The 14,090-nt window shown below is 42.2% G+C and carries 17 protein-coding genes and 2 tRNA genes; 16 read left to right on the forward strand and 3 right to left on the reverse strand.

Going from position 1 to position 14,090, the window contains the following annotated elements; translation table 11 throughout:
- Positions 1-33: 33 nt before the first annotated feature.
- Genes G343_RS0101925 through G343_RS0101940 form a run of 4 tightly spaced genes read left to right on the forward strand, consistent with a single transcriptional unit; the run spans position 34 to position 2,373 of the window.
- Positions 34-477, forward strand: coding sequence for a MarR family winged helix-turn-helix transcriptional regulator (locus G343_RS0101925; RefSeq protein ID WP_020006425.1), 444 nt, complete (start codon positions 34-36; stop codon positions 475-477).
- Positions 470-1,273, forward strand: coding sequence for a glutamate racemase (gene racE, locus G343_RS0101930; RefSeq protein WP_020006426.1), 804 nt, complete (start codon positions 470-472; stop codon positions 1,271-1,273). The genes G343_RS0101925 and racE overlap by 8 nt, the downstream gene beginning before the upstream one ends.
- A gap of 4 nt (positions 1,274-1,277) precedes the next feature.
- Positions 1,278-1,889: an RdgB/HAM1 family non-canonical purine NTP pyrophosphatase gene (gene rdgB / locus G343_RS0101935; protein ID WP_020006427.1), complete on the forward strand. Its 612-nt coding sequence runs from the start codon at positions 1,278-1,280 to the stop codon at positions 1,887-1,889.
- Positions 1,876-2,373 carry a YfcE family phosphodiesterase gene (locus tag G343_RS0101940; protein WP_020006428.1) on the forward strand — a complete coding sequence of 166 codons (498 nt, stop codon included), beginning with the start codon at positions 1,876-1,878 and terminating at the stop codon, positions 2,371-2,373. The genes rdgB and G343_RS0101940 overlap by 14 nt, the downstream gene beginning before the upstream one ends.
- A 27-nt stretch (positions 2,374-2,400) precedes the next feature.
- Here the strand turns inward: G343_RS0101940 and G343_RS0101945 are convergent, their stop codons facing one another.
- Positions 2,401-2,634, reverse strand: a complete 234-nt coding sequence (locus G343_RS0101945; protein WP_020006429.1) for a hypothetical protein — start codon at positions 2,632-2,634, stop codon at positions 2,401-2,403.
- 42 nt (positions 2,635-2,676) lie between these two features.
- Here G343_RS0101945 and G343_RS0101950 point away from each other — a divergent pair, with 42 nt between their 5' ends.
- The 5 genes from G343_RS0101950 (at position 2,677) to G343_RS0101970 (ending at position 4,772) form a co-directional block, all read left to right on the forward strand.
- Positions 2,677-3,045, forward strand: coding sequence for a thiol-disulfide oxidoreductase DCC family protein (locus tag G343_RS0101950; protein WP_020006430.1), 369 nt, complete (start codon positions 2,677-2,679; stop codon positions 3,043-3,045).
- 15 nt (positions 3,046-3,060) lie between these two features.
- Entirely contained in the window at positions 3,061-3,597 is a 537-nt protein-coding gene (locus G343_RS0101955; RefSeq protein ID WP_020006431.1) for a GNAT family N-acetyltransferase, read from the forward strand.
- Positions 3,598-3,712: 115 nt separating this feature from the next.
- Positions 3,713-3,786: transfer RNA gene (locus tag G343_RS0101960), tRNA-Arg, on the forward strand.
- 55 nt (positions 3,787-3,841) lie between these two features.
- A tRNA-Arg gene (locus tag G343_RS0101965) sits at positions 3,842-3,915 on the forward strand.
- A gap of 584 nt (positions 3,916-4,499) precedes the next feature.
- Entirely contained in the window at positions 4,500-4,772 is a 273-nt protein-coding gene (locus tag G343_RS0101970) for a hypothetical protein (RefSeq protein ID WP_020006432.1), read from the forward strand.
- A gap of 114 nt (positions 4,773-4,886) precedes the next feature.
- On the opposite strand, the gene G343_RS0101975 is transcribed toward G343_RS0101970, so the two are convergent.
- Positions 4,887-5,645, reverse strand: a complete 759-nt coding sequence (locus G343_RS0101975) for a glucose 1-dehydrogenase (RefSeq protein ID WP_020006433.1) — start codon at positions 5,643-5,645, stop codon at positions 4,887-4,889.
- Between the two features lie 479 nt (positions 5,646-6,124).
- Entirely contained in the window at positions 6,125-6,514 is a 390-nt protein-coding gene (locus tag G343_RS14150) for a DUF4352 domain-containing protein (RefSeq protein ID WP_020006434.1), read from the reverse strand.
- A 270-nt stretch (positions 6,515-6,784) separates the two neighbouring features.
- Here G343_RS14150 and G343_RS0101985 point away from each other — a divergent pair, with 270 nt between their 5' ends.
- The 7 genes from G343_RS0101985 to ccsA all read left to right on the forward strand — a co-directional run bounded on the left by G343_RS0101985 (position 6,785) and on the right by ccsA (position 14,084).
- Positions 6,785-7,405 carry a DNA mismatch repair protein MutT gene (locus G343_RS0101985; RefSeq protein ID WP_026366235.1) on the forward strand — a complete coding sequence of 207 codons (621 nt, stop codon included), beginning with the start codon at positions 6,785-6,787 and terminating at the stop codon, positions 7,403-7,405.
- Complete coding sequence (locus G343_RS0101990) at positions 7,395-8,360, forward strand: Rossmann-fold NAD(P)-binding domain-containing protein (RefSeq protein WP_020006436.1); 966 nt, start codon at positions 7,395-7,397, stop codon at positions 8,358-8,360. Before G343_RS0101985 ends, G343_RS0101990 begins: the two co-directional genes overlap by 11 nt.
- Before the next feature lie 72 nt (positions 8,361-8,432).
- Positions 8,433-9,716, forward strand: coding sequence for a trigger factor (gene tig / locus G343_RS0101995; protein ID WP_020006437.1), 1,284 nt, complete (start codon positions 8,433-8,435; stop codon positions 9,714-9,716).
- Positions 9,717-9,858: 142 nt separating this feature from the next.
- Positions 9,859-11,115: an ATP-dependent Clp protease ATP-binding subunit ClpX gene (clpX, locus tag G343_RS0102000; protein ID WP_020006438.1), complete on the forward strand. Its 1,257-nt coding sequence runs from the start codon at positions 9,859-9,861 to the stop codon at positions 11,113-11,115.
- 62 nt (positions 11,116-11,177) lie between these two features.
- On the forward strand, positions 11,178-11,768 hold the full coding sequence (gene yihA, locus G343_RS0102005; protein WP_026366236.1) for a ribosome biogenesis GTP-binding protein YihA/YsxC: 591 nt from the start codon (positions 11,178-11,180) through the stop codon (positions 11,766-11,768).
- 129 nt (positions 11,769-11,897) lie between these two features.
- Positions 11,898-13,244 (forward strand): glutamyl-tRNA reductase, encoded by a 1,347-nt coding sequence (hemA, locus tag G343_RS0102010; RefSeq protein ID WP_020006440.1) that lies wholly within the window; start codon positions 11,898-11,900, stop codon positions 13,242-13,244.
- Positions 13,245-13,259: 15 nt separating this feature from the next.
- The gene (gene ccsA / locus G343_RS0102015; protein WP_020006441.1) at positions 13,260-14,084 is read left to right on the forward strand and encodes a cytochrome c biogenesis protein CcsA; all 825 of its coding nucleotides are present in this window, start codon (positions 13,260-13,262) and stop codon (positions 14,082-14,084) included.
- The last annotated feature ends 6 nt before the right edge of the window (positions 14,085-14,090 follow it).

Consider the following 14,090-nt stretch of genomic DNA (forward strand, 5'->3'; position numbering starts at 1 on the left):
AATGGATAAAAAACTGGATAAGGATTGGGAAGTATGAGCGATAAAGAGTCAATCATTTCTATTGAGAAATCCATAAGATACATTTCTGCACATGTCAAAAGTCATGGTCGCGAAATATTGAAAACATACGATTTGTCACCGCTCCAATTTGTAGCGCTGCAATGGGCAGGCGATAAAGAGGGGATTACGATCGGCGAGCTGTCGAATCGTCTCTATCTTGCACATTCGACAACGACTGATATCGTTGATAAATTGGAGAATGGCGGCTTTGTCAGAAGGCAGAAATATGAAAAAGACAAAAGAATAGTGCTTATATTAATGCAGGAAAAAGGGCATAAGGTTATCGATGAAGTCATCGCAAAGCGGATTTCTTATATTTCTGATATTACGGATCATTTGAATGCAGCAGAAAAGGATAAGCTTCCCGGTATATTGGAATCGATACTCCAGGAAAGTGACAGGCGCAGTAATGGATAGTCCAATCGGTGTAATGGATTCCGGAGTAGGCGGACTGACCGTTGCAAAAGAAATAATGAGACAGCTGCCGGATGAGGAAATTCTGTACTTCGGCGATCTCAAACGATGCCCTTACGGTGACCGGCCAATGGAAGAAGTTAAACAGTATACGGTGGAAGTCACCGATTATCTCGTGAAATGCGGGGTAAAAATGATTGTTATTGCCTGTAACACAGCAACCGCATCAGCACTCCATCTTCTTGAGCAAAGATATGATATCCCTGTCATCGGTGTCATTAACCCCGGGGCAAGAAGCGCGATACAAAACAGCATTAACCACAATGTCATCGTGCTTGCTACAAAAGTGACTGTAGATTCAGAGGCTTATAAGGCAGCCATTCAAGATATTAACAGCGATTTCAAAATTTACAGTCTGGCCTGTCCAAAGTTTGTACCGCTGGTTGAAGAGATGAGGTATAAAGATAAAGTAATCGTAAGAATTGCTTTGCATCAGACACTCAAACATCTCGTCGGTTCCAAGGCGGATACGATTATCCTGGGCTGTACCCATTATCCGCTTCTGGCAGATGAAATCAGGGACTACTTCAATGGCAGGAAGAATGTCATCGACTCCGGGTATGAAACTGCGAGGGAAGTGAGTTCTATACTGACATTCAGGAAAGCACATGCGTCCGGGAGAACAGGGAAAACCCATACAATGATTGTAAACGGAGATAGCGGGCGGTTTGAGTATATTTTGAATGACTGGATGCCATTTATTGAATATACAATGGAAGAAATAGATATAGGAGGCTGACCAAATGGTGAGAATTGTAGTGGCCAGCGGCAATCGGGGTAAGATAAACGATTTTAAAGCGATATTCCCCTATGACGAAATTGTTGGAATCAAGGAATTACTGCCTGATTTTGAAGTTGAGGAAACGGAGAATTCCTTTGAAGGCAATGCCATTTTAAAAGCAGAAGCAGCCAGCGATGCGCTCAAGCTCCCTGTAATCAGTGATGACTCCGGTTTAAGCGTGCTGGCTCTGGACGGCGCCCCTGGAGTATATTCTGCCAGGTTTGCAGGGGCAGAGGCCACGGATGAGGAGAATAACGAAAAATTACTCCGCGCGCTTGGCGGCGAGACAGACAGGCGCGCATATTTCACTTCTGTCATTGCATTTGCGCTTCCTAATAGAGAGACAAGGACCTATCGCGGTGAACTGCATGGGGAAATTTTGAACTCGCCACAGGGGGAGGCAGGGTTTGGATACGATCCGTTGTTTAAGACAAATGACGGGACATATCTGGGAATGATTAATGCGGAAGAAAAAGGGAAGATAAGCCATAGAAGAAATGCGCTGGAGAACATGAGACAGGATACTGTCGTGTACGAATTATTAGTCCGTGATGAGAGGAATGATTCATATTAAAATACTGATAGTGAGCGACAATCATGGAGAAGCGGAAATATCCGATAAGATCTACGGCAGGAAGGCCGGTGAGCTGAACGTCCATCTTGGTGACAGTGAATTCAACTATGATGATACAGAGATGAGAAATTTTCACCGGGTCAAAGGCAATGTGGACGGGGATACAAGGTATCCGGTTGAAGGGTATGATGAAGAAGCGAAAGCCTTTTATACTCATGGTCATTTCTATGATATAAAAAGGGATCGGCAGACACTTGCCAAAAGAGCAGAAGAATATGGCGCTAAATATGCATTTTACGGGCATTCCCACATTGCAAAAGCGGAGAATGTGAACGGGATATATTGTATCAATCCGGGCAGTATCTCACTGTCAAAAGGAGCGCTTGCTGAGACTTACGCAATACTTGATACAGCAACAGATACAGTTCAATTCATGGACCGCGGCCATCAGGTTCTGGAAGAAACAGATTTAACCAAACTGTAAGGTCGGCCCATTGTCATCTGAAACCATCTATATCAGCAGTGTGAGCAGTATGAATAGTGTCAGTACAACAATTGAAACAGAGAACAAGTTTTGTCTGATCACATTTCTCAGCAGACAAAGCACAGTGAAAATAATCAGAATCAGGCAGCCGATGACAAGGATCGGGGGCGCCATGTCAAAAGCGGTATATCTGTCTGAGAGATAGAGTATTGCGATTAGTACGAAAAATGTTGAGATGACAATTTCAATAGATTGTTTCATAGAGTCCCCTTTTCTAATAGCATTTTATATGGAGGTCATAATTTGAATATACTTTACTTTGACGATAAATGCATTGTCTGTAATGGTTTTGCCAAATTTGTCGAGCGGGTGGACAGAACCGGCACGGTCAGATTTGCCTCTGTCGACGAATTGAAGAAAGTGATGCCTGAAAGTTTTGACACAATCGCTTATTATTCTGATGATCTGTACATTCATGCCGATGCAGTGATAGAAGTCGTTGCAGATGCCACAGGAGCCGCTCCGCTCCGGTTATCGAAAATTATGCCAACATGTATGCGAACCGCCATCTACAAATTCGTCGCCAGGAACAGGCACAGGCTCGCAGGCGGGAGGACCTGCGGCACAGAACAGATTGACAGCGAAGTGAAAAAGAAAATGATTTCATCATAAGAGAGCAGTGATCACATGACGAAAATTAAAATAGATGACGAGATAGAACTCAAGATGCTGAAGGAGAAAGACCGGTTCAAGCTTTTTGATACAGTTGATGAGAACCGGCTGCATCTGAAACGGTGGCTGCCATGGGTGGATTATACCACCGGGCCGGATGTATACATAACAGTGATCAATCAGTGGCAGACGGATATGGACAGAGAAGAAGGCATGGAACTCGGCATATTTTATCATGATGAACTCGTCGGCATGTGCGGATACAATCTGATAGTAAAAACACAGGGCAGAGGACAGATCGGCTATTGGATCGCCAAAAACGCAGAAGGCAAAGGGATCGTCACACGCTCCGTGAAAACACTTGTAGATTATGGCTTTGATACGCTCGGATTGAATCGGATCGAAATTATTTGCGGAGAAAAAAACAGAAAAAGCCGTGCGATACCAGAAGTACTTGGTTTCCACAATGAATCCATAATGGCGGAATTCGAATTCCTTCACGACCATTATCACGATTGCATCATGTATCGGCTTCTCCGACGGGATCGATGATTAAGGACGGTTTTACATATTTATATTCAAAGAGTGTAATAACCCATTACAAAATATCAAAATGGGTTTGACTTTGACAGTCTATTTTGAGTATAATAATACTTGTCCGAATTGAGTCCTGGTAGCTCAGTAGGATAGAGCAATGGCCTTCTAAGCCATCGGTCGGGGGTTCGAATCCCTCCCAGGACGCTTAACAGTAACCATAACCCCGTAAGGCGGGGTTTTTATTTTATACCATATCAATGTCCCAGTAGCTCAGCTGGATAGAGCGACAGCCTCCTAAGCTGTAGGTCGGGGGTTCGACTCCCTCCTGGGACGCTTAATTTGAATATTAATCTTTTCAAAAACTCTGTAACCTGCGCGGTTATGGGGTTTTTATTTTTGGCTCATTGAATATGGAGTATTTTGAGGGTATGGTCTGGTCAATATTTAGTCAATATATCACAGTACGTGCAGGGTTATAATTCCTCTCAAGTGCGTCCAACTTTTTTAAAAGAGCAATCTCGATCTCAGGCTTTCATTTATCTGCTTTAAGCATGGAAATTTCTTTGTTCAGACGGTCTGTTTCAGTCAGCTGATTGTATGACTTTCTTTTGCCGCTTTTGTCTGCAAATTCGATTTCACCATGTGCTGATGGTGTTTTTCGCTACGAAATATGTGGCCATAACCTCACTGACCGTGCGCCCGGCATTCACTGCTTCAATCACTTCTCACTTTTCTTCTGGAGAAAAGTGTCTTCCAGACATATAACCCCCTCCTGGTTTACAGATTTTTTATTTCATCTGTAAACCAGGAGGGGGTCAAATCACTACTGCAATGTATATAGATCATTCTATAAGATGGAGAACCACATCAAATCGCAGCAGTATAGAGTACCGAACACTCCAATGGGAGCCCTAGAAATGATGTTTACCACCCAGAAAGAAAACAAGGAAGAAGTTCAAAAAATTAAGAATGATGTCCAAAGTATCAGAGATAATGTCACTATCGAATTGCTCAAACGTTGGGTGGCGGCTGAAGCAACATTTACAGTTGGCAGTGAACCGATATACGTCCATCAAAATATGTCTTCATTCGATGTCTCATATCCGTCTATGCAGACGATCTCACCAGATACTGCCATCGAGGTTGTTGAAATGGCAATCATTGAAGGCTATAAAGGGGGGCTGCTATAATACATCTCAAGGCGGTATCAGATATTTACCGAGGGAAAAGGTACATCCAAAAGTAGTATTTTTTGAGGACGGCTGCGGCACATTCAGCCCGCAGGTTACATATTATCTTAAATTTTAATACGCCATCCATCCAGCATCTGCATTAATGATGTCCCCACTAACAAAATTCGAATCATCGGAAGCTAAAAACAATGCGATTTGTGCCACTTCCTCGGGCTTGCCAGATCTTGGGTTGTTGCTAGATCCGGACATAGCTCTAGACATACCAAATTCATCAGGTTCACTCATGGTGGTTCCAATGTTGGTATCGACCGCTCCAGGGGCGATCGCATTACAGCGAACACCACTTTCAGCATATTGGAATCCAATATTTTTCGTCAGTCCCAATACGGCGTGTTTGGAAGCTGTGTATGCTGCCCCGGCTCTTGATCCGTTAAGGCTTGATGAGGATCCCATATTCACAATGACGCCATAATTTTTTTTAAGAAAAATCGGGAGAGATTCTCGAATGGTACGCATCATCCCTGTGACATTTACGTCCATGACTTTCGACCATAATGAATCGGATATGTTCCCTGCTGAATACATGTTGTCCATCATACCGGCATTATTCACGAGAATATCAAGGGAGCCATAGGCATCGACAGCTTGACGAATAAGTGTTTCAACGTCGCTCTGATCGGTGATATCTGCTTTACAGCTAATGGCTTGACCATCATTTTCAGTAATGATTTTTACGGTCTGTTCTGCGGTATCCAAATTCATATCGGACACCACCACGTTCGCCCCCTCATGAGCAAACAGGGTTGCGATCGCTCGTCCCATACCGGAACCAGCACCTGTTATGACGGCGACTTTGCCATCCAGTTTCATCTTGCATTCCTCCTATTCATGAATTAGTTTAATTCTATGATAACAAAAGACAACTTTAAATAAAAGCGCTTACAAATAGTGATTATAAAATATTAAAAAGCACTTAAAATGGCTGAAAATGTGATCTAAACCACGTTCAACATCCTCTATTAGAAATTTGATACTTTGACCTGAAGTATACAAAAAAGAACCCATTTCTACCATGAGGAGTGATTAGATAGAACTACATATAAATGTGGCTTACATTCTGCTCAATCAGCGATTGTTGCATGACGTGATTATGGGAAACATTGATAAAGATGATAGCATCTATTACAAGATAGAAAATGAATAAATAATTACTGCCCGGATATTAATGACGTACCAGGTCTGCCTGTAGGAATGATGAAATCAGTGGATCTAAATGAGATACTGCTGACTTTACAGTTTAAATGAACAGAAAAGCCACTTACTATTTAAAGTAGGTGGCTTTGTCTTTATTAATTTAAGTTTATTAATCCGGTTTCCGTACCAAACATTCCTGATTGTACTTGCAATTGTTTTTCTGTATTATCAATCACTTCTTGTGTGACATCATATACGATCAATGCACTGCGTGATGAACCAGGATTCAATTCTTCGCCGAGTAATCCGAGATTATCCGGACTAATCGCTTGATTAGCTGTTGTAGATGCTTCGCCGTCAGCTTCATATGTCGTTTCTCCAATTACTATTTTGAAGAAATTGTTCGTCAGCATTGCGGCTTCATCCTGATTATTCGTAACCGTTACATCTAAAATGAGATAAGTATCATTTGCATTAGAGGTTGTCACGTCACCCACAGAGTCTTGTTGATACCACTCGTTCACAGTAAAATCGATACCATCCATTGTATATGATAAAAATTTAAAGCTTAGAAAAATGCTCTAGTCAATATCTGGTCAATAAGTCTCTCAATATACCCATTTGATAGGGTTTAAGGACGTAAATGAAATTCAATAATTGTCTTTAAAACTCTGTAACATAACGCATTGTTACAAGGTTTTTATTATTGCCTGTAATTTGTATAGGATTGTAATTGAAAAATGATAATGATTTACAAACCCCGAAGGCTTTTATAAAATAACTTATGATGATTAGTACACGGGAGGAGAATGATGGTGAACAAATTTGACGAACAGATACTTGTTGTTCCAAGGTCCAGGCTCTTTGATGATGAGCGGACGGCTTTTAACGGATTCATTGGCAGAGGTGACGCGCGGTATGATAGCATTGTATCTTCATTTGAGGATTTTGAAGTGAAACGCCGCGGCGATATGGAGGAGGCTCCTTCATATAAACAGCTGGTCAGCTATGTGATCATAAAATCGGATCGAGATGAATCTACTCTTGTGTATAAAAGACTTGACGGCGGTGGTGAGGCTCGTCTGCACGGTCTATTGTCCATCGGTGTCGGCGGCCATATGAATGATGTGCCTGAGTCTGACGATATCAATGATAAATTGTCGGTTAATGCCAAAAGGGAACTGGCAGAGGAAGTCGGACTTGAGGGTGAAGCTGTTAAAGAGATGGAAATCATGGGGCTGATCAACGATGACGATAATGAGGTTGGCAAAGTGCATATCGGCCTTGTATTAAGCGTGAAAGTGGATCCCTCGATTGTCACTTCTAAAGAGGCGGATACGCTGGAACTGAATTGGGAAGCTGACGAAAACCTTCCTGTCATGTCGCCATATGAATCGTGGAGTGAATTGATCATCAGGGATGCCTATGGCGGATAAAGTCAGTACACATGGGCGCTTTTTGAGGAAGGCGGAACAGGACCTTAAGACGTTTTACAGCCGGGGGGATTACAGGGGCTACATCGAGAGGTTCGATCAGTACGCCGGGATGACAGCTCCGGCACTGGAGTTTATCGAAAAATATTATGAAGCGCTGCTGAAAAACAATAATGAAGGGATTATCGTCGATGCTGCCATGTCAGCTATGAATGAAGACTCAGGAAATTATGAAACACATATGTATTATATGCTGATTTCCCTCCTCAAACAGGAAAGATACTTTGAAGTGATTGCGTTCATCGATCACTTAATGGAAGAAGAGATTCCGCAAGGGTTCAGAATTGAGCTGGCTGCCCTCAGGCACCGGGCAAAGAAATCTTTAGATGACGATTCTTCGGCAGCGGCGGAGGCACTTTCTGAAATTACAGAAGACGATTTTAATCATAAAATACATTACGAGAAACTCGAGTTGTTAGGTGAATGGACAAATGAGAAAAATGATCATTACAGGGCGTTGATCAGGAATCTGGTGCCGCTCACGGATAACAATGAATTGCTTACATTCATGCTGTTGTTTTTAAGAGAGATCGAGGATCGGGATGCCATTGAAGTGAACAAATTTGGCATTTCACATACAATTGTGCCGGAGCATCTGCAGTCGATTGAGGAATTTGAGTTATCCAGCATCGTTTTGTACAATGTGTTAAGTGAAGTTGAACACCGTATGCCCGAACTCCTGGAACCTGCCAGGGGCATGCTGATGTCCCATATTATACACTGTTATCCTTTTGCACCGGACTATAATATGGATGAGATTACAAAAGCTTACCTTAAAATTCTTCATGATATGGTGAACCTTGAGTATGAAAAACAAAAAGAGGTGAACGGCAATGTTGTTGAATGGATCCGTTTTATGGAAAGCTCAATTGCCGGTGATGACGGGCAAAATCAATAGTTGGACAGTCAAAAATGATATGTTATACTATATTGGTTAATTGAAATTACGTACTTACGGAGGAATTAGACTATGTCTCAAAATTGGGAAAAACAAGAGGGCAATGAAGGAATTCTGACGATCACTGTCCCTGCAGAGGAATTTGATGAAGCTCTGGATGAAGCATTTAAAAAAGTATCTAAAGAAGTATCCGTCCCCGGATTCAGAAAAGGTAAAATACCGCGTCAAATGTTTGAAAAACGGTTCGGTGTAGAGTCCCTCTATCAGGATGCAATTGACATTGTGCTTCCGCAAGCTTATACAGCAGCCGTCGAAGAAGCGGGCATCAACCCGGTCGATCAGCCGGATGTGGATGTAGAGGAAGTTGAAAAAGGCAAAGATCTTATTTTCAAAGCAAAAGTGACGGTTGAACCTGAGGTAAAACTCGGCGAATATAAAGGTCTTGAGGCAGAGGAAATGGACACTGAAGTTACTGGAGATGATGTCCAGCAGGAAATCGACAATAAGCTTGAGTCCCATGCAGACATGGTTGTTAAAGAAGATGGTAAAGCCGAAGAAGGTGACATTGTAAACCTTGACTTTGACGGCTATGTGGATGGCGAACAGTTCGAGGGCGGCAAAGCGGAAGGTTACGATCTTGAAATTGGCTCCGGAAGCTTTATCCCCGGTTTTGAGGAACAGGTCATCGGACTTGAAGTGGATGATGAGAAAGATGTGGAACTCACGTTCCCTGAAGAATACCATGCAGAAGAGCTTGCCGGAAAAGAAGCGGTATTCAAAGTAAGAATCAATTCCATCAAAGTGAAAGAAACTCCTGAACTGGATGAAGAACTTTTGAAGGAACTCGACGAAGAAGTTGAGTCGGTCGATGAATATAAAGAGAAGCTTGAGAAAGAACTGAAGGAATCGAAAGAAAATCAGGCTGAAACATCCATGAAGGAACAGCTGATTGAGCAGGCGGCAGACAATGCAGAGATTGATGTGCCGGAAGCAATGGTTAAAAGTGAGACGGACCGGATGCTGCAGGAATTTGAACAGCGTCTTTCCCAGCAGGGCATCAATATGGAAATGTATCAGCAGCTTTCAGGTCAGGATGAAGATGCACTGCGTGAACAGATGAAAGATGATGCAGAACAACGCGTGCGCACAAACCAGGTGCTTAAACAGATTGCAATTGATGAGAATATAGAAGTGGCTGAAGCGGATATGGATGCTGAACTTGAAAAGATGAGCGAACAGTTTGGAATTAAAGTTGAAGATATTAAATCCACTCTGGGTGATCTTTCAATGCTTGAAGATGACCTTAAAGTTCAAAAAGCGATCGATGTGCTTGTACAGAATAGAAAACAATCCTGATCATCAGACGGTAAAAGTATATAAAGGCTCTGCAACTGGTGTTGCAGAGCCTTTATACTCATATTTCACGTATAATCCAGATATTTGATTTTGATGAGATTTTTTAGTATATTTTACAGGAATGAAAAAAGAGGTGTTGAATATGTTTAAATTTAATGAAGATGACACGAATCTGACCTGTTCCTTCTGTGGTAAAGATCAGGAACAGGTGAAAAAGCTTATCGCCGGCAGCGGAGTATATATTTGTAACGAATGTATAGAACTTTGTCATGAGATTATTGAGGAAGAACTTAAGTCTGAAAAAACAGAAGTATTCACAGAAATACCAAAACCTCAAGAAATATTGAATTCTATCAATGATTACGTGATCGGGCAGGAAAATGCTAAACGCGCGTTAAGTGTTGCAGTTTATAACCATTATAAACGGGTGAACCAGACCACTGAAGATGATGTGGAAATATCCAAGAGTAACATCGCTCTGATCGGACCGACAGGAAGCGGTAAAACACTGCTTGCCCAGACGCTGGCAAGGACGCTGAATGTCCCATTTGCCATCGCCGATGCAACAAGTCTCACAGAAGCCGGCTATGTGGGTGACGATGTTGAAAACATTCTTCTGAGATTGATCCAGGCAGCTGATTTTGATGTAGAACGTGCCGAACAAGGTATTATCTACGTCGATGAAATTGACAAAATCGCGAGAAAAAGTGAAAACACATCCATTACAAGAGACGTCTCTGGTGAGGGTGTACAGCAGGCGCTTCTGAAAATTCTGGAAGGTACGACTGCAAGCGTTCCGCCGCAGGGCGGCCGGAAACATCCAAATCAGGAATCCATCCAGATCGATACGAAAAATATTCTTTTCATACTCGGCGGCGCATTCGACGGCATGGATGAAATCATCAAAAGAAGAATCGGCGAAAAAGTGATCGGCTTCGGCGGTGCTTCCGAGACAATTGAGGATAAGGATGAACTGCTTTCAAGAGTGCGTCCGGATGATCTGCAGAGCTACGGTCTGATTCCCGAATTCATCGGGCGTGTCCCCATCATCAGCTATTTGGAAGAACTGGATGTAGAGGCGCTGAACTCCATATTGACGGACCCTAAAAATGCGCTGGTCAAGCAGTACAAAAAGATGCTTGAAATCGATAATGTTGAGCTTGAATTTGATAAAGAAGCACTCAATGCCATCAGTGAACTTGCCATAGAAAGAAAAACAGGTGCACGCGGACTGCGGTCAATCATTGAAGAACGCATGGTTGATATCATGTTCAATATTCCTTCGAATGACGATATCCGCAGGGTGAAGATCACCAGGGAAACCATAGAGGATGAAGTACAGCCGCTGCTGTATGATGAGAATGACGAATTCATCGATCCTGAACGTAAAAGTGCATAATTGAAATCCATGGAGGAGCTGTCTTTTTGAGGCAGCTCTTTTTCATTACAGGGAGTGGTAATATGAAGATAAATCCTGGAAATGTTGATATTATAATTTCAGCAGCAGGTCCTGAACAGTATCCGGACACCGGTCTTAAGGAGATTGCGCTAAGCGGCAGATCAAACGTCGGCAAGTCCTCATTTATCAATGCGGTGGCCGGCAGGAAAAATATCGCTAGAACGTCATCTAAGCCCGGCAAGACTCAGATCTTAAATTTTTATGATATGGATAAAAAGTTTATATTTGTGGATGTGCCCGGTTACGGATATGCAAAACAATCCAAAGTGAACAGACAGAAGTGGGGGATGATGATTGAAACCTACCTTGCGGAACGTGAACCGCTTGCTGCTGTCATCCAGCTGATTGACCTCAGACACAAGCCAACCGAGGATGACATACTGATGTATAACTTTCTAAAGCATTTTGAACTGCCTGTCATTGTTGTGTGTACAAAGCAGGATAAGATTTCAAAAAGCAAGGTCCAAAAACATTTGAAAATCGTCAGGGAAAGCATCGATTTGGATGATTCAGATACGATGATTGCATTTTCAGCGATTGACAAATATAATATGCCGGAGATAATGGAAGCAATCTACAAGCATATCAATTAGGTCACAAATTTTTCTTATTTATAATCAATATAAATAGTGAGATGCATGGAAAACGAACATATTATCTGTTAAAATAAAGAGTGTTATAGGCACTATGTGTTGGTGCAAAATGATTGGGGGGCCATTCTGATGCATGTGATTGCATTGAGTCTGAATTACAAGAAGGCAACGGTAGAAGAACGCGAAGCAGTTGCTTTTCAGGAGGATGAAATAGTCCCTGCTTTACATAAGCTCAGGGAACAGAAAAGTATATTGGAAGGCCTGCTTCTGTCTACATGTAACAGGACGGAAGTATACGTAGTCAGCGACCAGGTGCATACTGGTAAGTATTATTCGCAAAAATTTCTTGCTGACTGGTTTGATATAAATTTTGAAACGGTGAAAAATATCATCGATGTTAAAGTTGCCGATGATGCTATACAACATCTGTACCGGGTGACATCCGGTCTTGAATCCATCGTGCTGGGAGAGACACAGATACTTGGACAGATCAGGGATGCTTTTTTCACTGCACAGGAAGAGCATACCACAGGCACTGTGTTCAATAAATTATTTAAAGAAGTAATTACGCTGGCAAAACGTGGCCATAGCGAAACGGATATTTCGAAAAATGCCATTTCAATGTCCTATGCAGCCGTGGAATTGGCCAAGAAAATATTTGCGGATGTCAAGGACACCAAAGTGCTTGTCGTTGGGGCAGGTGAAATGGCGGAACAGTCGCTGCTGAACCTCACATCAAACGGTATTGATCAATTGACGGTCGTGAACCGTTCTGAAGATAAAGCGCAGGCATTGGCTGAACGTTTTAATGGCAAAAGCGTGCCCTTCGAGCAATTGGAAGAAGAACTGGCGGATGCAGATATTGTTATCACAAGCACTGCGGCAAGGAATTATGTGATTACTGAAGATATTGTGGGCAATGCAGTTTCAATCAGAAAACACAGCCCGCTGGTGATGATGGATATCGCACTGCCGCGTGATATAGATCCATCTGCAGGCAGCATCGATAACGTATATATGTATAATGTTGATGATCTTCAGGGCATGGTGGATGCGAACCTTTCAACAAGGCAGGAGGAAGCGGTAAAAATAGAAGGAATGATTGCTGAATCTATGGACAGCTTTAATGAATGGGTGAATATGCTTGGTGTCGTTCCCGTCATTCAGGCGATGCGCACAAAGGCCTTGAACATCCATGAAGAGACGTTCAAGAGTGTTGAAAGAAAGATGCCTGATATGACGGAACGTGAACGCACAGTAGTATCCAAACATATGAAGAGTATCATAAACCAAATGCTTAAAGAACCTATCGTCTATACAAAAGAGATGGCAGGGGATAAAAAATCCGAACAGAAACTTAGAGAAATTGAACAGCTGTTTGGAATCGAAGATGTTGTAGAGGATATTAAACAGCAGGATAAAGTTAAGCAGCAGAAAAAGCTTCAAGCGAGAAAAAAAGAGCTCGCACTCGACTAGACAGGTGGGGACAGTATGGACATTATGTTCCGCATCCATGAATTGATACTATTACTATATTTTGTGAGCCTTTCTGTACTATGTTACGATTTGTTTTTTAGAAATCGTCGGGCCAGAAAGGCTTCGTTTTATATTGCATTATTTGCCGCACTGCTGCAATCGGTCAGTTTTGTGAGCATCGGCATCAGCATCGGACGCATCCCCGTTCAAACAATGTTTGAAGGGTTTTATGCGTTATCAATGCTGATTATTATTGCAGGTTTGGTCCATTACAGAAAAAGTGACTCGGAAATTGCCCTGTTCATATATATACTAACCACTTTCACACTATATACTTTGTATACATTTGCCCCTGTCACCTACGACAGAATCACTGAAGTCTCAACATTGATGAATGAACTGCTTGTCATACATGTCGGCCTGGCGCTTATTGCATACCTGCTCTTCTTCATCTCAGTGCTGCATGCTGTGATTTATGTCATTCAATATGATAATCTTAAAAAAAAGCGTTTTAACCGTCTGTTCTTTTCATTATTCAGCATAGGCACTGCAGAAAAGATGATGGTGCGCTCGATGATGTTTGGTGTGTTCAGCATGTCGGTCAGTATTCTGCTGGGTGCCATCTGGGGTGTAAACATCATCGGTGTTGATATATTCAGGGATTTTAAAGTACTCGGGACATTTGTGGTACTTCTAATGTATGCCGCATTGCTGTTTCAAGTGCGGACAGCCCGTAATCTGCAGCGTATTGCGAAGCTGAATATTGCAGTATTTATCATTTGCATGCTTAATTATTTATTTATCACACAACTATCCAGTTTCCATTTTTGGGGATATTAAAGGAGA

The organism is Salinicoccus albus DSM 19776, assembly GCF_000385175.1.
Taxonomy (GTDB): Bacteria; Bacillota; Bacilli; order Staphylococcales; family Salinicoccaceae; genus Salinicoccus; species Salinicoccus albus.